This is a genomic window from Janthinobacterium sp. J1-1, assembly GCF_030944405.1.
GTDB lineage: Bacteria > Pseudomonadota > Gammaproteobacteria > Burkholderiales > Burkholderiaceae_D > Janthinobacterium.
The window spans coordinates 4,851,890-4,869,616 of sequence record NZ_CP132339.1; the positions used below are offsets into that span (position 1 = coordinate 4,851,890).

Consider the following 17,727-nt stretch of genomic DNA (forward strand, 5'->3'; position numbering starts at 1 on the left):
CAGCAAGCGCACCGCGTTCCCGCCGTGCGCTTGCCGTCGTTAACGCTTTCATCCACATCAGCAACACAGTATCTGAACAGGAAATACCCCCATGAATGACACCCTCCGCAACGCAGCAGCACCGATCCGCGTCGGCATTATCGGCGCCGGCACCTGGGCCGAATATGGCCATATCCCGGCACTCAAGCAGCTGCCGCAATACCTGATTACCGCCGTCTTCAGCCGCAGCGCGGAAAAAGCCGCGCGCGTCGCCGCAAGCCACGGAATCGCGCACGCCGTCACGTCGCTGGACGAACTGGTGAACCACCCCGAGGTGGACCTGGTGCTGGTGCTGAACCAGGCGCCGCAGCACGAGGCGGGCATCCGCGCCGCCATCGCGGCCGGCAAGGATGTGTATTGCGAATGGCCGCTCACCACCAGCACGGCCGTCTCGGCCGAACTGGCGCAACTGGCCGAACAGGCAGGCGTGCGCAATATCGTTGGCCTGCAGCGCCGGCTGGCGCCGGGCTACCGCTACGTCAGCGACTTGCTGGCCGAGGGCTATATCGGCCAATTGCGCTCGGTGCGCATGCACGTCAGCGTCGAATCGTTCGGCGCGCAGCGCGCCAGTTACCTCGCCTACACCGTCCCGCCTGAAAACTTCTCGGATCTGCTGCCCATTTTCGGCGGCCACTTTCTCGACATCCTGTTTGCGCACTTCGGCTTTCCGCGCCAGTTCAACGCGCTGACCGCCAACCAGATCAAGCAGGTCGCCATCGACGGCAGTGACGAACTGATCCCCCACACCACGCCGGACCAGATCTTGCTGCACGGCGTGTTTGCCAATGGCGCCGTGCTCTCGGTCCAGCTCGAGGCGGGCAAGCGCAACAATTTCGGCCTGCAGATCGACCTGACCGGCACCGAAGGCGATCTGAAAATCAGCAACAGCACCTGTTTCGGCCCGCCGGTCAACCTGATCGAAGGCGCCAGGGGCGACGCCCAGCCATTGCAGGCGCTGCCGGTGCCGGCCAAGTACGACTGGCTGCCGGCGCATGAGCTGGGCGGCAGCACCGCCGAACTGGCGCATCTGTACGCAGCCCATGCACGCGACCGCCGTGACGGCACGCAACTGGCGCCAGCTTTCCGCGACGCCGTGAACATGCATGAAGTGATCGACCTTATCCTTGAGTCGGATCGCACCGGCGTGCGCACGGCTGTGCCAACTGTGAAGACTCCATGACGGACAAAAGCCTTGCCAACCCTCCCTTGCCCCTGTCTTCGCTGCTGGCGCTGACGACGGCCAGCTTTATCATTATCCTGACCGAGGTGCTGCCGGCCGGCCTGCTGCCCCAGCTTGCGGCGAGCCTGGACAGCTCGCAAGCCGTGATGGGGCAGCTGATCAGCGTGTATGCGCTCGGTTCCGTGCTGGCCGCCATTCCGCTCGCCAGCGCGACCCAGGGCGTGGGCCGCCGCACCTTGCTGCTGGCCGCCATCGGCGGCTTCACCATCGTCAATACCGTCACGGCGCTGTCAACCAGCCTGCCGCTGATTTTCGTGGCGCGCTTTCTCGGCGGCGTGGCGGCGGGCCTGGCGTGGGCCATGATGGTCGGCTATGCGGCGCGCATGGTGCCGGCCGCGCAGAAAGGCAAGGCGATCGCCATCGCCATGGCCGGCACCTTTGTCGGCAACCTGGTGGGCTGGCGCCTGACCTTCGGCTTGCTGAGCATCGTGGCGGGCTTGCTGATGGCCTGGATCATGTTCAAACTGCCGGCCTGCCCTGCGGAACCGGCAGCGCGGCGCCAGCGCATCGCCTCGGTGTTCGTCATGCCGGGCGTGCGCCCCATCATGGGCGCCATGCTGCTGTATGTACTTGCCCACAATATCCTGTACACCTATATTGCGCCGCTGGCGACGCTGGCCAGGCTGGCGCCGCGCATCGATTTCCTGCTGATGCTGTTTGGTGGCACGGCGCTGGCCGGCCTGCTGCTGGTTGGCGCGCTGATCGACCGCTGGCTGCGGCAATTGGTGACCGCCAGCATGGTGCTGTTCCTGTCGGCCTGCGTGCTGCTGGCCGTGTTGCCGGAATCGGCAACGGCAGCCTGCCTGGCGGTCGGCGTATGGGGCCTTGCCTTCGGTGGCGCGGCGACCCTGTTCGTCACCTCGCTGGCCAACGCCGCCGGACCCGGCCAGGACGTGGCCCAGTCGATGATGACCACGGTGTGGAACCTGGCCATCTTTGCCGGCGGCACGCTGCTGCAGCAATTCGGGCCGCATTCGTTTTCGTTTGCGGCCACCGCCATCCTGCTGGCGGCGCTGCTGATCGTCTGGAACACGCGGCGGCGCCATTACTGGACCAACGCCAGCGCCAGCTAAGGCTGGCGGGCCGGCGCCTTGTTCGACAGATGGTCGCCGGAACCGGCTTGCAAACGCCAGGTATCGATCAGCCCCAGCAGGCTGACCAGCGCCACCAGCACGAAGGCGAGGCGGAATTCGGCGGCCGGCATTTGCCCGATGCCGGCCGTCTGCGCCAGCCAGTGGCCGAGCCGCACGCCGAGCGCGCCCAGCGCCACGCCCAGGCCCATGGCGACCTGGAAGGCGGTGCTGAACAGGGTATTGGCGGCGGCCATGCGCGCCTGCGCCATGTCGGCAAAGGCGATGGTGTTATAGGCCGTGAACTGCATCGACCGCGTCAGGCCGCCGACAAACAGGACCAGGGCGATCAGCCAGATGGGGGTCGCGGGCGTCAGAAAGGCGCAGGCCAGCAAGGACAGCACATTGATGGCGCCATTGACCAGCAGCACCGGCTTGAAACCGAAGCGGCGCAGGATGCCGGTGGTGGCCGGCTTCATCATCAAATTCCCCGCAAACACCGCGATCACCAGCATGCCCGAGTGGAAAGCGTTCAGGCCGAAGCCGACCTGGAACAGCAGCGGCAGCAAAAACGGCACGGCGCCGATCGCCATGCGGAACAGCGAGCCACCGTAGATGGCGACGGCAAAGGTGGGCGTACCCAGCGTACGCAAGTCGATCAGCGGATGTTCGGCCTGGCGCAGATGGCGCACGGCCAGATAGCCCAGCAGCGCGCCGAGCGCAAAGAACAGGCCCGCCTCGCTCCAGGGCGCATCGGGCCGGCTCAGTTCTTCCGCGGCCCAGGTCAGGGACAGCAGCGCGCCGCCCGCGTACAGGAAACCCACCGCATCAAAAGGCTTGCGCTCGGTCGCCTGGTGATCGGGAATCAGCCGCCAGGCAAAGAACAGCGCCAGCAGGCCCAATGGCAGATTGAGATAAAAAATCCAGCGCCAGGAACTGTAGCTGGTAATGAAACCGCCCAGCGGCGGCCCCAGCACGGGCGCCACCAGCGCCGGCCAGGTCAGGGTGGCGATCACGGAAATGAGCTTGTCCTTGGGCGTGCTTTTCAGGACCACCAGGCGCCCGACCGGCACCATCATGGCGCCACCCACGCCTTGCAGCGCGCGCAGCAGCACGAATTCCAGCAGGCCGTCGGCCATGCCGCACAAGACCGAGGCGATGGTAAACAGCGCCAGCGCGGCCGCGAACACCTTGCGGGCGCCAAAGCGGTCGGCCACCCAGCCGCTGATGGGAATGAACACGCCCAGGGTCAGCAGATAGGCGCTGACGCCGATATTGAGGTCCAGCGGCGCCACGCCGAATGACCTGGCGATGTCGGGCACGGCGGTGGTGATCACGGTGCCGTCGAGGTTTTCCATGAAAAAGGCACCCGCCACCAGCAGCGCGATCCAGCGCGCCTTGCGCGCATCGGCAGATTGATTGGCCGGTGCGGCCGCTTGAGCATTCATGGGGATTCCTGAAAAGTCCAGGCACCATTATCGCCTAAGAATAACTAACAAATCGTAGCGAGCGGCAGTGAGTTGTGGCCGAGACGCGGAGCTGTGCGAATGCACAGTGAGCATCGGAGGCCGCAAATCGCGACGCGCAGTAGGTTAGTTAGGTGTTCTAGCGCGGATTGCCTTGCATGCCGCGTGCCAGCTGGTCGACGTTGTAGCGCATCAGCGCCAGATAAGTCGGCGCCGGGCCGCGCGGCGCGGACAAGGCGTCCGAATACAGCTTGCCGCCCACCGTCACGCCGGCCTCGCCCGCCAGCTGGCGCAGCAGGCGCGCGTTGTGCAGGTTTTCGGCAAACACGGCCGCCGTGCCGTCGGCGCGCATGCGCCGCACCAGCTCGCCCATGGCGCGGGCGCTCGGTTCGCTTTCGGTCGACAGCGTCTGCAGCGCCGACAGGCGCAGGCCATAGCGCGCGGCCAGGTAATCAAACGCCGCGTGCGCGGTGACGGCGCGCCGCCGGCTGACGGGAATGCGCGCGAAGCGCGCGCCGGCCCAGGCGTCCAGTTCGCGCAGCACCACCTGATAACTTGCCGCATTGGCGCGGTACGTCGCCGCGCCTTTCGGGTCGACGCGCGCCAGGGCGGCGGCGATATTGGCGACATACAGCATCACGTTTTGCGGGTCCTGCCAGGCGTGCGGATCGAGGTGGCCGTGCTCGTGGCCCTGCGCATGTTCACCTTGATGCTCATGGCCGCGCGGCCTGACACCGGTGGACGCCACCACCACTTCGCCCTGGTAGCGGGCCGCCTGCAGCAAACGCTGCTGCCAGCCTTCGAAACCGAGGCCGTTGACGACCACCAGCCTGGCGCGCGCGATGCGCACCGCGTCCTTCGGCGTGGGGTCGAACACATGGGCGTCGGCGTCCGGCCCCACCAGGGATGTCACGGCGACGCGTTCGCCGCCCACCACCTTGACCAGGTCGGCCAGGATGCTGAAGCTGGCCACCACCGGCAGTTTTTCGGCGGCAGCGCGCTGCGCAAACAGTGCCAGCACGATGGCCAGCACGGCGCTTTTATTCAGACGAGACATGACTAAACTCCACAGTAGAAAATCAGGTACGGGCGCGGCGCAGCGCGGCCAGGACGCCACGCGGCGACAGCAGCAGCGAGCCGCCATACAGCAATCCGGCGCAGACAATGATCGCGGGGCCGGACGGCAGCGCCGCGTAATAGGAAAGAAGCAGTCCCGCCACGCCGGCCAGCATGGCCTGGCAGGCCGCATGCACCAGCTGCGCCGGCAGGCTGTGGTGCCACAGCCGCGCCGAGATGGCCGGCAGCATCATCAGGCCCACCGCCATCAGGGTGCCCAGGGTCTGGAAGGCAGCCACCAGGTTGACCACCACCAGCATCAGAAACAGCTGCTGGAACCAGGTACGATTGCCCCGCGCGGCCGCCAGGAAAGCGGGATCGAAACTTTCCAGCAGCAGGCCGCGGTACATCAATGCCAGCAGCAGCAAGGTGGCGCTGGCGACACTCGCCACCAGCAGCAGGCCGTCGCGGTCGACGCCCAGCACATTGCCGAACAGGATGTGCAGCAGGTCGATCTGCGAGCCTTGCAGCGAGATTAGCATCACGCCCAGCGCCAGCGCCACCAGGTACAGGGCGGCCAGGCTGGCGTCTTCGGCGATGCGCGTATGGCGGCTGACCAGCGCGGCAGCACCCACCACCAGCATGCCGGCCAGCACGCCGCCGATGCTCAAAGCGGTCAGCGACAGGCCGAAAAACAGGAAGCCCAGCGCCACGCCGGGCAGCACGGCGTGGCTCAGTGCATCGCCCACCAGGCTCAATCGGCGCAGTGTCAGCAGCACGCCGAGCGGCGCCGCGCCCAGCGCCAGCGCGACGACCGCCACGAGCGCGCGGCGCATGAAGGCAAATTCGACAAATGGTCCGGCCAGCAGGTCAAGCATCATCGCGTGCCCGCGCAAGATGGTCCGCGCCCAGCACCCGGGCCGTGTCGCCCCAGGCCACCAGGCGGCGCGCCAGCAGCACCGCCTGCGGAAAATGCGCCCGCACCTGGGCGTGGTCGTGCAGCACGGCCACCACCGTGCGGCCCTGCTCGTGCCAATCGTGGATCAATGACAGCAGCAGCGCGGTGGTGGCCGCATCGATGGCGTTGAACGGTTCGTCGAGCAGCAGCAGTTCGGCGTCCTGCACCATCAGGCGCGCGAACAGCAGGCGCTGGAACTGGCCGGCCGACAGCGCGCCTATGGGGCGGTGCGCCAGCTGCGCCATGCCGACGGCGGCCAGCGCCTGGTCCACGCGCGCCTGGAGCTCGCCGGTCACGCGCGCAAACAGCCCCACGCGCTGCCAGGCGCCCAGCAGCACGCAGTCGCGCGCCAGCATGGGAAAGTCCCGTTCGATCTCGCACTGTTGCGGCAGATAGGCGATGCGCGCGCGTGGCAGGTGCAGTTCCACCGTGCCGCCGGCCAGCGGCACCAGGCCCAGCATGGCTTTGAGCAAGGTGCTCTTGCCGGCGCCATTCGCCCCCACCACCGCGTACAAACCGCCCCGTTCGAACTGCCCGTCGATGCCGCTCAGCGCTTCGGTGCCCTGATAGCGCACCGACAGCTGGCGCACGCTGGCCAGCGCGCTCACGCCAGGGCCCAGCACACAGCCAGCCACAGCACCACGCAGGCGGGCAGCACGGCCAGCATGCGCAGCCAGGCCGGCCAGGAAAACACGCCGCCGCTCATGCGCCGGCCTGGGCCAGCGAGGCAAACGCCACCGCGTCGTGCGCGTGCAGGCTTTCCAGGTGGCGCACCGTCACTTGCGCCGCCAGGTAGTGGCCGTCCAGCGCCAGGCGCAAACGCCGCGCCGCGTCTTCCACATACATCAGGTTGCCGCCATTGAGGCGGGCAAACGCCTGTTCGTCGGCCCGCTTGACGGCTGTCTGCACGGGCGTGGCCAGGGCGGTTTCAATCAGGTCGATCAGGGCCAGCAGGCGCAAGGGCGCATTCGGCGCCAGGCGCACCCTTACCTCGGCCAGGCTGCGCTGGCTGTGCGGCGTGGCCAGGCTGCCGTGTTCCAGCAGCCAGGCCTGCGCATCGACGGGTTTGAGCACCACCTGGCTGCCGAAGCGCTGTTCAAAAGCTTGCGCCAGCAACTGGCGCGACAGCGCCGCCGAACATGGGCAGGTCGAGGAATACGCCACCGTCACGCCGGCATGCAGTTCCAGCACGCCGGCGCGCCAGACGGCATCGATGGTTGCCGGATACGCCTTCCAGCCGGCGAGACTTTCGGTCACCAGCGCGCCGCGCCGGCACAGCAGCTCGAACCGCAGCGCCAGGCGCGCGCCGGTGGCGCCGCAATCGGCATGGCTGGCCACCACGCTGTGCAATAGCGAGGAAAGTCCCGCGCCGTCCACGCCTGTCTTTCCCGCCCAGGCGTCGAGCAGCAGATACAGGCGCGACATATGGATGCCCTTGACCTGTGGCGACGGCAGGTCGACATGGAGATCGGCGCGCGCCGCGATCAGGCCGGCGCCGGCGGCGCCCTCTTCCTCGATCAGCACAGGCAGGGCGATGTCCTGCATGCCGACCCAGTCGAGCGGCGCCAGCGCGGCGGGAGTGTGGTGCAATGCCACATCAGGCAAACGGTCGTTCATGGCATCCTTGAGCTCATTATTAATGCAAGTCAATTGCATTTTATGATTTTAAGGCATCCTGGCCGGAACGGCAATCAAACCCCGGCAAACCGTAGGGTCAAGCGCGCTGTCAGGCCGCTGGCGCCAGCCCGAACATCAGCGAGCGGTGCGCCGCCACGCCGGCCATGGCGCCGTCGGCCACGGCAAACGCCACATTGCCGGCCGCGCGGCCCGCGTCGCCGCAGCAGAACACGCCGGCGACGCTGGTGGACTTCATCTCGTCGGTGCGCACCACGGGACCCATCGGCCCTTCATCGATCGCGCAGCCCAGCTGTTCGGCCAGCGGGCTGGCCTGCCGCGTGCGGGGCGCCACGAACAGGCCGGCCATGGCGTGCGTACCGTCATCGGCCAGCACCACGTCGGCCACGCCGGCGATACGCGCGATCGGGGTGGGCTCGACCGTGCTGCCGCGCCGCGCCAGTTCGGCCAGCTGCGCCGCATCGGGCTCGAACGCGCCATTGAGGAAAAACGTCACCGTGCCCCAGTCGGGCAGCATCAGCGCGTGGTGCATCGACAGCGGTCCGGTGGCGATCACGCCGATGCGGCCCTGGCCGAGTTCATAGCCGTGGCAATACGGGCAGTGAAACACGCTGGCGCCCCAGCGTTCACGCAAGCCCTCGACCGGAGGAAGTTCGTCGACCACGCCGCTGGCCAGCACCAGACGCAGGGCCTGCACGGTGCTGCCGTCGTCGAGCGTCACTGCGTATCCGTCAGCCGTTTGCGCGGCCTGCATCGCACTGCCCTCGCGCCAGCTGACCGTCGGGTAAGCGAGCACCTGGCGCTTGCCGTCGGCGGCGATCTCGCCGGGCGCGCGGCCGTCCTGCGTGAGAAAACCGTGCGAATGGCTGGCGTAGCGGTTGCGGCGCTGGCCGGCGTCGATCACCAGCACGCGGCGGCGCGCGCGGCCCAGTTGCATGGCGCAGGACAGGCCCGCGTAGCTGCCGCCGATGATGACGACGTCATACGGTGCTTGAATGTCAGATGGTTTCATGTGCTGGTCTCCGGTGGTTGGCGTGCAGTTGGCTGAAACGCGCGGACAGGTCGGCCAGGCTGACTTCGCCGAGACGCGCGATCAGCAGGGCTTCGGCTTCATCGAAGGCGGTCGCCAGCGACTGGTTGACGGCCTGTTCGACCAGGCAGCCCGGCTGCTCGACACGGTTGCCCATGGCGAACACGGTGGGTGCGCCGACGGCGTCGTAGATATCGCGCAAGGTGACTTGCGCCAGGTCGCAGCTGATGGTCCAGCCGCCGCCATGGCCCTTGGTCGACGCCACGTAGCCGCGCTCGCGCAGTCCCGCCATCACGCGCCGCACCAGCACCGGGTTGGTGCCCAGGCAAGTGGCCATCTCGTCGGACGTCATCGGGCGTCCCGCATGCGCCATATGCAATAGCACATGCAATATCGATGAAAGTTTGCTGTCTGGTTTCATGTAACTAATGATATTACATAAAATCCTTTAATGCAAACCACTTGCAAATATCAGGGAGAGGCGCAGGCCTGCGCCGCCTTTGCCAGCCACCGCGCATCGACGGCGCCCAGGCGCGTGGTGCATACCTGGTGCGCGCGATTGAGCACCACCGTGTAGGGCAAGGCGCCCAGCGGATTGCCGAACAGGCGCAGCATATCCTGCCGGCCCGGCGCCGCCAGCTGCAGATACGCCGTGCCCGCCCTGCGCGCAAACGGCGCCGCCCGCGTCCCCTTGTCGATGGCAATGCCGACAAAGCGCAAGCCGGGCAAGCGCCGCGACTGCGCTTGCAGCAGCGGCAGCTCGCGCACGCAAGGCAGGCAGTCGCTGGACCAGAAGTTGAACAGGACGGGACCGGCCAAGGCGGCCAGGGTCACGCCGCGGCTGGCGTCGAGCGTGGGCAGCTTGAAGTCAAGCTTGGGCTGTGCCACCGCCAGCGCCGCCGCCAGCAATAGCGCGCTCACTGCTCCACCAGGCTGGCGTCATTGATGCGGTAGTACAAACCCATCGAGTCGCTTTTCATCACCGTCATCTTGCCGCTCATGACCATCGGCGCGTACGTGAATTTGACCGGTGTCTTGCTGTTGATTTCGACCCCCCCTTCCGGCCCGGCGGGCAGGCAGAACGGGCAGCTGGCCGAGGTCACCGTCAGCAGGAAATGCTTCTGCTTCTGCCCCGGCTGCAAGGGCATCATGAAGCCCTGTACCTTGACTTCCGTCTGGTCCAGCGCGCTGATTTCCTCCGTATATTTCGGCACCATGCGCCCGCCCTTGGCTTTCACGGTGGTGGCCTTCGACAGCAGGCTCCAGGGCAGCACGCCGGGAATATCCTCGAGCGGCGCAAAGAACGACGGTGGATGGTCGGCGGTGGCCGGCGTGGTGACCTTGGCGGCTTGCGCGGCGGTGTGGACAGCGCCAGCGGCAAGCAGCAAAACAAGCAGCAGTGATTTCATGATGTCTCCAATCAGGAATGCGCCAGGGTGGCGGCGATATCGGTGCGGTAGGCGCGCACGGCGGGCAAGATTGACGCGGCCAGGCCGACCAGCAAGGCGGCCGGCAGCAGCCACGCTTCCTGCGGGTCGATAGTCCAGGCCGACAGCGCCAGGTTCTGCTGGCCTTCCATCAATGCGCCCAGCAGGCCCACCCCAAAGTGGCCCAGCAGCCAGCCCAGCATGGCGCCGCCCAGCGCCAGCGCCAGGCCCTGGGTCAGCAACAACAGCAAAAGTTTACGCGGTGGCGCGCCCAGTGCCCGCAGGATCGCCAGGTCCGTCTTGCGCTCTTCCAGCGCGTGGTACAGCGCGACAAACATCGACAGCGCGGCCACCGCCAGCACGATGGCGGCGATCGCGCGCAGCACGTCGGCGCCCACGCCCACCAGCTCGAACAATTTGGCCGATTCCAGCGCCGGCTGCGCCGCCTGCAAGCGCGTCTGGCCGTTGACCCAGCGCGGCAGGCTGATGGCCGCCAGCGGCGAGGCGTAGCGCACCAGCAGCGCCGTGACTTCATGCTCCGCTTCATTCACGTGCGCATGCGGTTCGTCCGGGTCCGTTTCGTGCACGCGCCACACCGAGGCGACCGGCGTGACGATCAGCCGGTCCAGCACCGTGCCGGTCGGCTGCAGGATGCCGACCACCGTGTACGGCGCATGGGCATGCACTTCGCCGCCGGCCACCAGGCCGTGCGAACCGGCAAAGCGGGCGCCCAGGGCAATCCCAGTGCGCCGTGCCACTTCGGCGCCCAGCACCACCTGCATGCTGCCGCCGAACGGCACGCCGCTGGCGGCCTGGCCGCCGTAGTGGCGGATATAGTCGGCGGTGCTGCCGACGATGCGGTAGCCCCGGTAGCTGTCGCCGAGCGCCAGCGGGATCGCCTCGGCCACCAGCGGATTGGCCGCCAGTTCCGCCTGCGCGGCAGCCGGGATATTGCCGGTCGGAATATCGATATGGTAGATCGACGACAGGATCAGCTGCAGCGGCGAACCCTTGGCGCCCACCACCATGTCGATGCCGTTGGCGTCCTTCATGGCGCCGTCTTCCAGCTGGCTGGAGGCGGACAGAATAAACGTCATCATCGCCACGCCGATCGCCATCAGCAGCAGGTTCAGGCACGTGGCCAGCGGCTTGTGGCGCAGCGCGGCCAGCGCCATGGTCACGGCGTTCAGGCGGCGCATGGCAACTCCCCGCGCGCCGGCAGGCGCAAGACGGCGGCGCCGGGCAAGGCGGCAATCAGGCGCGCATCGTGGCTGGCGATCAGCAGCGAAGCGTTGGCCTCCCTGGCCTGGCGCGCCAGCAAGGCGGCCACCTGGGCGCAGGCGGCATCGTCAAGATTGGCCGTCGGTTCGTCGGCCAGCAGCAGGCGCGGTTGGGTGAACATGGCGCGGGCGATCGCCACGCGCTGGCGCTGGCCGCCGCTCAACTGGTGCGGCATGGCGTGCGCCTTGTCGGCCAGGCCGAGGCCGGCCAGCAGCGCCTGGGCGCGCTCGACATCGGCAGGCAAGCCGCAGGCATAGGCCGGCAGCAGCACGTTGTCGCGCACGCACAGGCTGGCGACCAGCGCCAGCTGCTGCGGCAGCAGGCCGACATGGCGGCCGCGCCAGGCATCGGCGGCGCGTGGCGACAGGGCCGCGAGGTCGACGCCGTCGATATCGATGCGCCCCGCCTGCGGGCTCAGGATGGCGCCCAGCAGATGCAGCAGGGTCGATTTGCCGGAGCCGGATGGCCCCAGCAGCAGCGCGTGTTGGCCGCGCGCCAGTTCAAAAAAGGGGACGGAAAGTACGGTCACACCGCCGTAGCGGTGCTCCAATTGGGAGATGGTCAGCAAAATGGCCTCGATCAGCAATGACAACAAGGCCGCAGCGGCGGCTTGCGCCCTGCGGTCGTGGTAGCGGTATCAGGGGAAGGAGACCGGGCCGGGCGGCCCATGCGCATGCGGAATCAGAAAGCTGCGCGGCACCGTGCTGGCCGGCTGCACAGCGGGAGAAAGAAGATGGCTGCCGGCCAGGCGCACTACCACCAGCGCCGGTGGCGTCAAAGCCTGGTCGGCCGGCGGTACGCTGCCGGCAAAGCAGCTGGCGCAGTCAAGCGGGTGGCTGTCGAGCGCGTGATGGTGCCGGGCCAGGCCGAACAGCTGCAGCGCCAGCATGACCATTACCAGCCATGCCAGCCACCGCTTGTACCAGGAACCGTTTGCAACCATAAGACCAGGCATGCCCAAAAACGCAATTGATTTGCGTATACTAGCATGCCCGGCGGGCTCGCTTCAGTCCTGCTTGCGCCCGCGCCACCACAGGAACAGCAGCAACAGCGCCAGCAGGCCGACGATCATGCCGCCACGCGCCAGACCAATCAGGTTCGAGGGCGCGCCGCCACGGCGCAAGGTCGTCACCTGTTCCAGCGTGACCTTGCCGGCCGGGTTGCCATACCTGGCCTGGATGTAATTGCCCAAGGTGACGATCTGTTCGTCGGACAGGGTCTGGCGAAACGCCGGCATCAGATGATTGCTGCCGCCGTCCTGCCGTTCCACGCCATCGAGCATCGTCATCACCAGGTTGCTGGTGTTGGTGCGTCCCGTCGCCGAGTTATGGAACAACGGCGGCAGGCTGCCGTCGAAACTGCCCTCGCCTTTCGCCTGGTGGCAGCTGGCGCAGTGAGCGTCGTAGAGCTGGGCGCCGGACATGCGGTTCAGGTCCTTCGGCAGCGCCACGCCACGGATGCTGGCCAGGTCGTCGGCCGGCGCGCCCCGCTGCGTCACCGGTTTCGTATCGGCCTTGTCATGCAGCGCCGGCACGCTTTGCAGGTACACCGCCACCGCGTTCAGGTCCGCATCGCTCAAGTGCTTCAGGCTATGGTCGATCGCTTCGGCCATCGGCCCGGCCGCCTGGCCACGGTGGGCGGCGCGGCCCGTGCGGAGGTAGTCGACCAGCTCCTGCTGGCGCCAGCCGCCGATGCCGCTGTTCACGTCCGAGGTGATGTTGGGCGCATGCCAGGTGCCCAGGTCGGCCCCGCCCAGTTCTTTCGACAGCTGCTCTGCCATCAGCAGGTTGCGCGGCGTATGGCAGGTGCTGCAGTGGGCCAGGCCCTGCGCCAGGTAGGCGCCGCGGTTCCATTCGGCGCTTTTCGCCGGGTCGGGCTCGAACGGCGTCTTGTCGAGGAACAGCAGGTTCCAGCCAGCCATCGACAGGCGTATATTGAACGGAAACGGCAGCTCGGTGGTTTTCGCGGGGGCGGCATCGACTGGCGCCACGCCATGCATGAAGTAATCGTACAGGGCCGCCGTATCGGCATCGCTCACCTTGGCGTAGGCAGTATACGGCATGGCCGGATACAGGTGGGCGCCATCGGCTCGCACGCCGTGGCGCACGGCGGCGGAGAACTGCGCCAGCGTGTAGTTGCCGATGCCATGCGTTTTTGAAGGCGTGATATTGGTGGCGATAATGGGGCCCAGCGGCGTGGCCAGCGCCAGGCCGCCGGCCATCGCCTTGCCACCCGGTACGCTATGGCAGGCGATGCAGTCGCCGGCCGTGGCCAGATAGCGTCCGCGCTCCACGCTGGCCGCATCGGGTGTCACGGCGGCCATGCCGGAGGCGCTGGCGCAGGCCAGCAGCAGGCCAGCCAATCGCTGGCTCAGGTGCCTTTTCAGGTGCGCCATCATGCGGCCACTCCCTGTTCGTCAAGGATATGCTGGACGGTGCGCAGCGCCACGGCCAGGCCATTTTCCGTCGAATTGCAGGTGCCGGACGTCGGCAGCACGCCGGTGCTGCACAGGAACAGGTTGGCGTGGTCGTAAGTACGGCCCCACTGGTCGCACACGGCCCTGGCCGGATCGGAACCCATCGACAGGGTGCCGCAGATATGCTGGTTGTTGGAAAATACCCCCTCCTTGCTGTGGCGCAGATTGCTGCCGCCCATCAGCTTGGCGATGCGTTCGAAATCCTGCTTCGAGCGTTCGTGGCCGCGCCGCGTGTACTCGTCGATCGCGTAATGCGCCTGCGGTTTCGGGATGCCCATGGCGTCCTTCTCGCTGCCGAGCGCGATGCGGTTGTCGGGATGGGGCAGCACTTCCAGCACGTTTTTCAGGCTCATTTCGCGCGCCGAGCGGTAGCGCAGCTGCTGCTCGAAAGCCTCGCCGAACACGCCCTGGCCGATCAGCTCCTTGGTGGCGCCATCGACCCGCGAAATGTTCGTGAAATCCAGGCGGTATGGCGCATGCTCGCCGCGGAAGTCGCCGTCGCGCATGGTGTTGATCGAGTTGGGGCTTTGCGGGCCACGGCCCAGCCACAGGTCTTCGTCGGCGTCAAACGTGATCGAGGTGCTCGGATGGTCCATCAGGTTGCGGCCCACCATGTCGCTGCTGTTGGCCAGGCCGTTCGGATACTTGTCCGACGCCGACACCAGCAGCAGGCGCGGGCTTTCGATGCCGTTGGCGGCCAGGATGAAGGTCCTGGCGGTGACGCGGTGGCTCTGCTTGTCGACGTCGTAGTACAGCGCGGCCGTGATGCGGCCCTGGGCGTCGTGCTCCAGCTTGTAGACATTCGCATTGCACAGTATCTTGACGCCGGCCGCTTCTGCCTGCAAGGCGGCGATGCCGCCATGGTATTGCGCGTCGATCGGGCAGATCGGCTGGCAGCTGTTATTGCCGCAGCAAGCGGGGCGGCCGGCGTAGCTGACGCTGTTGCGCGCCACCGTATTGCCGACCACCTTGAAGGCGGGATCCAGGCGTTCGCGGATGCGGCGCATCGCGTACGGTTCCGTCACGGGCGCCATCGGGAAGGCCTGCTTGCGTGGCGACCCCGTATTGTCGGCGCCGGACACGCCCATGATCTCCTCTGCCTCCTGGTAGAACGGCTCCAGGTCTGCATAGCTGATCGGCCAGTCCACGCCCACGCCATACAAGGTATGGATGCGGAAGTCGTTCGGCACATTGCGCCAGGCTTGCGCGGCCCAGTGCCACGAGGTGCCGCCGAACTGGCGGATATATTCGGCCGGGTAAGGATAGGGGCCGGCCTGCATCAGGTAGCCATTGTCCTTCGGCTGGTAGATCGGATGGGGCGCGGTGGCGACCGACGGATACGGCGACATCCAGTCGCTGCGGCGCGTGGTGTTGCGAAAACGGGCGACGATTTCGCCGCGCGACACGCGCGGCCCCGCTTCCAGGATCAGCACCGAGGCGCCGGCCAGCGCGAGCTTGCGCGCGGCCAGCGAGCCGATGATGCCCGAGCCGATCACGAGGTAATCGGCGGTAAGTTGTTCAGCCATGATGGCTCCTTCTTAAATTGGTTTTCTGGCCCAGCTGCCGTAGGCGCCGTAGGAATAGGTGGGAGGCTTCAGCACGTCGGCCACCACGGCCGCGTTCAGCGCCTGCTCGTAGGCGACGCAGACGGCCGCCTCGCCGGTGCCGACAATGCCCAGGTACCAGGCGCTGGCGATCTGGCGCGGCAGGGCCGCCAGCGGTGACGTGGCCGCGTCCAGCGCCTCCTGCAGGCCGGCCGCCTGCAGGCCGTCCGTGTTGATCAGCGCGAGCAAGGCGCGCACCTTGGCGGGAAAGGCGGCGTCCTGCGCCACCAGCGCCTCGTACAGGCGCGTGGCCAGCACCGGATCGAGCGCCTGGCGCCCCACCAGCAGGGCCGAGACGCCCAGAAAGGCGCCCTGCTCCGCATTGGCCACCGGCTCGGCCAGGGCCCAGGGAATCAGGGCGGCGGCCGACGCCGACAAGAGGCCGGCCAGCACCATGCGGCGGCCGGGATTGACAGGGCTGGCGCCCTCCTTGCGATTCGTGTTCATCGATGGCTCCTGTGCGTGCGCACTTAAAAAGCGTGTTTGAGGCCGAGCATCAGCACGGTCTGGCCGCCGTTCGACGACGGCGTGCCGTTCTGCGAGTCGCCGATCGAGGCCACGGCATCGACGATATTGCCGCTGGCGCCCAGGCTCTGACCATGCGCCAGCTGGCGCGCTTCGATCGCGTACAGGGCCGTGCGTTTCGACAGCGCGTAGTTCTGCTCGAACGACAGCTGGCGGTAGCGCGCGCGGTCGCTAATATCGTTGGCATGCGCCGCGCGCGTGTCGCTGTAGCCGGCGGACAGGAACAGCGCGGGGGCGGCCTGGTAACTGGCGATCAGTCCCGCCGTATTGAACACGGCGGTGTCGCGGAAAGTGGAATCGCTGCCGGCCTGGAACTGCACATTGCTGGCATTGGCGCCGACCATGAAATGACCGAAGGTGTAGCGCGCGCTGGCGGCGATAAACTGGATGCTGTCAGCCGATACATACCCCTGGTTGATGGCCGAGACGCCGAAGTTGCCCGAGGCCGTGTCGCTCCAGCCGCCGGCATGGCTGCCGTTTTTCAGTTTCAGGTAGCCGAGCGCGAATTCGGCCGGCGAGGTGCTGTACTTGACGGCGGCGCTGAAGCTGCTGCCGGCGCCATTGCCGTCCTTGGCTTCGCCAAAACCATATTGCGTGCTGGCCTGCAGGCCGCGCCAGACGGGCGAGCTGTAGGTGAGGGAGTTGTTGACGCGCACGGTAGTGTCGAGGCCATCGAAATCGCCCGGATGGGCGCCGGTGGCGCCGGTCAGGATATTGCTCGAGGCGAGTGAGCCGACCAGCAGATAATACGGCGTGTACTGGCGCCCGGCCGTCAGCGTACCGAGGCGGCGCGACTGCAGGCCCACATAAGCCTGGCGGTTGAACAAGGAACCGGCCACGCTTTGCGCGCCCGTATCGGCTTCAAAACCGCTTTCCAGCAGGAACAGCGCCTGCAGATCGCCTCCGAGGTCTTCGGTACCCTGGAAACCGATCTTGCTGGCCGACAGGCTGCCGCTGCGCATATAGGTGTTCGAGTGGCCGCCCTGGTTGCTGGCGTAGGCGGCGGCCTCGTCGACGACACCGTAAATCGTCACATTGCTTTGTGCGCAAACGTTTGCGCACAGTAGCGAGGTGGCGGCCAGCGCGGCAGCGCGCATGCATGGGTTTTTCATTATTTTTCCTGACTATCCTGAGTTGGCGTACGGCGTGCAAGAGGCGCCCGCGTACCGCGTTCAGCCCAGCGAACAGCGCCGTGGCATCGCGTTTTCTTCTTGATCTGGATCAAGTGGACCAAATTATACGCCTTTTCACTAACATGTAAGTAATTGACTGTTGGGCGTAGTCTTGTAGCAAAGCGGGATGGCGCAGGGAATAGTGCCGAGTAATGACACAGCAGAGTACAGGGGTCGTACCCGCCGGGTACGACCCCAGCCTTCATGTTGGGGGAGAAATGATTGCGCGGCGCGCTAAGGAAGAATCGCCGGCGCCACCGGCAGGGTATCGAGCGCGATAAAGGCTTCGAGCGCCAGGCGCATGTCTTCGAACACCTGCTTGCCGTAGGCCGCTTCGAGGTTTTCGTATTGCAGGTCGATCAGCTTGCCCATTTCCATCAGCAAGTCGGCGCCGGCGGGCGACAGATGGACCTTGCGGCGGCGCTGGTCGCCTTCGAACTTGCTGCGCGCCAGCCAGCCCGTCTCTTCCATGCGGGCCAGGATGCCGCTCATGCTGGGACTCGATATCTGGCACAGGTCGCACAGTTCGCGCGGCTCCAGCATGTTGGCCTCGTTCAGCGCGCGCATAATGCGCCACTGCTGTTCCGTCACGCCATAGTGATTGAGGATGGGCCGGAAATGCTGCAGCAGGCTATCGCGCGCCTTGAGCAGCAGCTGCGGCATATTGGGATAGCGGATCGGTAACTGCAAGCTGGACTCCAGAAAAAAGTGATAACGCTGGCAATTATACGGCGCGCACCAGGCGGCG

At 66.8% G+C, this 17,727-nt stretch carries 19 protein-coding genes; 2 read left to right on the forward strand and 17 right to left on the reverse strand.

Annotated elements, in window-relative coordinates:
• Positions 1-91: 91 nt before the first annotated feature.
• Complete coding sequence (locus Q8L25_RS22175; RefSeq protein WP_308921461.1) at positions 92-1,219, forward strand: Gfo/Idh/MocA family oxidoreductase; 1,128 nt, start codon at positions 92-94, stop codon at positions 1,217-1,219.
• Entirely contained in the window at positions 1,216-2,352 is a 1,137-nt protein-coding gene (locus tag Q8L25_RS22180; RefSeq protein ID WP_308921462.1) for an MFS transporter, read from the forward strand. Before Q8L25_RS22175 ends, Q8L25_RS22180 begins: the two co-directional genes overlap by 4 nt.
• Here the strand turns inward: Q8L25_RS22180 and Q8L25_RS22185 are convergent.
• From Q8L25_RS22185 to hpaR, 17 genes are all read right to left on the reverse strand, one after another.
• A complete protein-coding gene (locus Q8L25_RS22185; protein ID WP_308921463.1) occupies positions 2,349-3,797 on the reverse strand; it encodes an MFS transporter in 1,449 nt (482 codons plus the stop codon). The two genes, Q8L25_RS22180 and Q8L25_RS22185, sit on opposite strands and share 4 nt — an antisense overlap.
• A 157-nt stretch (positions 3,798-3,954) precedes the next feature.
• Positions 3,955-4,872, reverse strand: a complete 918-nt coding sequence (locus Q8L25_RS22190) for a metal ABC transporter substrate-binding protein (RefSeq protein ID WP_308921464.1) — start codon at positions 4,870-4,872, stop codon at positions 3,955-3,957.
• 22 nt (positions 4,873-4,894) lie between these two features.
• Entirely contained in the window at positions 4,895-5,752 is an 858-nt protein-coding gene (locus tag Q8L25_RS22195; RefSeq protein ID WP_308921465.1) for a metal ABC transporter permease, read from the reverse strand.
• Positions 5,742-6,452, reverse strand: a complete 711-nt coding sequence (locus tag Q8L25_RS22200) for a metal ABC transporter ATP-binding protein (RefSeq protein ID WP_308921466.1) — start codon at positions 6,450-6,452, stop codon at positions 5,742-5,744. The genes Q8L25_RS22195 and Q8L25_RS22200 overlap by 11 nt, the downstream gene beginning before the upstream one ends.
• A 79-nt stretch (positions 6,453-6,531) precedes the next feature.
• The gene (folE2, locus tag Q8L25_RS22205; RefSeq protein WP_308921467.1) at positions 6,532-7,446 is read right to left on the reverse strand and encodes a GTP cyclohydrolase FolE2; all 915 of its coding nucleotides are present in this window, start codon (positions 7,444-7,446) and stop codon (positions 6,532-6,534) included.
• A 109-nt stretch (positions 7,447-7,555) separates the two neighbouring features.
• Complete coding sequence (locus tag Q8L25_RS22210; RefSeq protein WP_308921468.1) at positions 7,556-8,476, reverse strand: NAD(P)/FAD-dependent oxidoreductase; 921 nt, start codon at positions 8,474-8,476, stop codon at positions 7,556-7,558.
• The gene (locus Q8L25_RS22215; protein WP_308921469.1) at positions 8,463-8,915 is read right to left on the reverse strand and encodes an Rrf2 family transcriptional regulator; all 453 of its coding nucleotides are present in this window, start codon (positions 8,913-8,915) and stop codon (positions 8,463-8,465) included. The genes Q8L25_RS22210 and Q8L25_RS22215 overlap by 14 nt, the downstream gene beginning before the upstream one ends.
• Before the next feature lie 50 nt (positions 8,916-8,965).
• A complete protein-coding gene (locus Q8L25_RS22220; protein WP_308921470.1) occupies positions 8,966-9,415 on the reverse strand; it encodes a TlpA disulfide reductase family protein in 450 nt (149 codons plus the stop codon).
• Positions 9,412-9,903, reverse strand: coding sequence for a DUF3299 domain-containing protein (locus tag Q8L25_RS22225; RefSeq protein ID WP_308921471.1), 492 nt, complete (start codon positions 9,901-9,903; stop codon positions 9,412-9,414). The genes Q8L25_RS22220 and Q8L25_RS22225 overlap by 4 nt, the downstream gene beginning before the upstream one ends.
• Before the next feature lie 11 nt (positions 9,904-9,914).
• Complete coding sequence (locus Q8L25_RS22230) at positions 9,915-11,120, reverse strand: ABC transporter permease (RefSeq protein WP_308921472.1); 1,206 nt, start codon at positions 11,118-11,120, stop codon at positions 9,915-9,917.
• Positions 11,108-11,770, reverse strand: a complete 663-nt coding sequence (locus Q8L25_RS22235) for an ATP-binding cassette domain-containing protein (RefSeq protein WP_308921473.1) — start codon at positions 11,768-11,770, stop codon at positions 11,108-11,110. The genes Q8L25_RS22230 and Q8L25_RS22235 overlap by 13 nt, the downstream gene beginning before the upstream one ends.
• A 69-nt stretch (positions 11,771-11,839) precedes the next feature.
• Complete coding sequence (locus tag Q8L25_RS22240; RefSeq protein WP_308921474.1) at positions 11,840-12,157, reverse strand: hypothetical protein; 318 nt, start codon at positions 12,155-12,157, stop codon at positions 11,840-11,842.
• 51 nt (positions 12,158-12,208) lie between these two features.
• A complete protein-coding gene (locus Q8L25_RS22245) occupies positions 12,209-13,600 on the reverse strand; it encodes a cytochrome c (protein WP_308921475.1) in 1,392 nt (463 codons plus the stop codon).
• The gene (locus Q8L25_RS22250; RefSeq protein ID WP_308921476.1) at positions 13,597-15,204 is read right to left on the reverse strand and encodes a GMC family oxidoreductase; all 1,608 of its coding nucleotides are present in this window, start codon (positions 15,202-15,204) and stop codon (positions 13,597-13,599) included. The genes Q8L25_RS22245 and Q8L25_RS22250 overlap by 4 nt, the downstream gene beginning before the upstream one ends.
• Positions 15,205-15,216: 12 nt before the next feature.
• Complete coding sequence (locus Q8L25_RS22255) at positions 15,217-15,729, reverse strand: sugar dehydrogenase complex small subunit (RefSeq protein ID WP_308921477.1); 513 nt, start codon at positions 15,727-15,729, stop codon at positions 15,217-15,219.
• Between the two features lie 23 nt (positions 15,730-15,752).
• Positions 15,753-16,919 (reverse strand): porin, encoded by a 1,167-nt coding sequence (locus Q8L25_RS22260; RefSeq protein WP_308921478.1) that lies wholly within the window; start codon positions 16,917-16,919, stop codon positions 15,753-15,755.
• A gap of 294 nt (positions 16,920-17,213) precedes the next feature.
• Positions 17,214-17,669, reverse strand: a complete 456-nt coding sequence (gene hpaR, locus Q8L25_RS22265) for a homoprotocatechuate degradation operon regulator HpaR (protein ID WP_308921479.1) — start codon at positions 17,667-17,669, stop codon at positions 17,214-17,216.
• Positions 17,670-17,727: the final 58 nt, after the last annotated feature.

Coding starts and splice junctions, on each gene's coding strand:
- Q8L25_RS22175 (WP_308921461.1), top strand. CDS start 92: ATGAATGACACCCTCCGCAACGCAGCAGCACCGATCCGCGTCGGCATT.
- Q8L25_RS22180 (WP_308921462.1), top strand. CDS start 1,216: ATGACGGACAAAAGCCTTGCCAACCCTCCCTTGCCCCTGTCTTCGCTG.
- Q8L25_RS22185 (WP_308921463.1), bottom strand. CDS start 3,797: ATGAATGCTCAAGCGGCCGCACCGGCCAATCAATCTGCCGATGCGCGC.
- Q8L25_RS22190 (WP_308921464.1), bottom strand. CDS start 4,872: ATGTCTCGTCTGAATAAAAGCGCCGTGCTGGCCATCGTGCTGGCACTG.
- Q8L25_RS22195 (WP_308921465.1), bottom strand. CDS start 5,752: ATGATGCTTGACCTGCTGGCCGGACCATTTGTCGAATTTGCCTTCATG.
- folE2 (WP_308921467.1), bottom strand. CDS start 7,446: ATGAACGACCGTTTGCCTGATGTGGCATTGCACCACACTCCCGCCGCG.
- Q8L25_RS22210 (WP_308921468.1), bottom strand. CDS start 8,476: ATGAAACCATCTGACATTCAAGCACCGTATGACGTCGTCATCATCGGC.
- Q8L25_RS22215 (WP_308921469.1), bottom strand. CDS start 8,915: ATGAAACCAGACAGCAAACTTTCATCGATATTGCATGTGCTATTGCAT.
- Q8L25_RS22225 (WP_308921471.1), bottom strand. CDS start 9,903: ATGAAATCACTGCTGCTTGTTTTGCTGCTTGCCGCTGGCGCTGTCCAC.
- Q8L25_RS22230 (WP_308921472.1), bottom strand. CDS start 11,120: ATGCGCCGCCTGAACGCCGTGACCATGGCGCTGGCCGCGCTGCGCCAC.
- Q8L25_RS22240 (WP_308921474.1), bottom strand. CDS start 12,157: ATGCCTGGTCTTATGGTTGCAAACGGTTCCTGGTACAAGCGGTGGCTG.
- Q8L25_RS22245 (WP_308921475.1), bottom strand. CDS start 13,600: ATGATGGCGCACCTGAAAAGGCACCTGAGCCAGCGATTGGCTGGCCTG.
- Q8L25_RS22250 (WP_308921476.1), bottom strand. CDS start 15,204: ATGGCTGAACAACTTACCGCCGATTACCTCGTGATCGGCTCGGGCATC.
- Q8L25_RS22255 (WP_308921477.1), bottom strand. CDS start 15,729: ATGAACACGAATCGCAAGGAGGGCGCCAGCCCTGTCAATCCCGGCCGC.
- Q8L25_RS22260 (WP_308921478.1), bottom strand. CDS start 16,919: ATGAAAAACCCATGCATGCGCGCTGCCGCGCTGGCCGCCACCTCGCTA.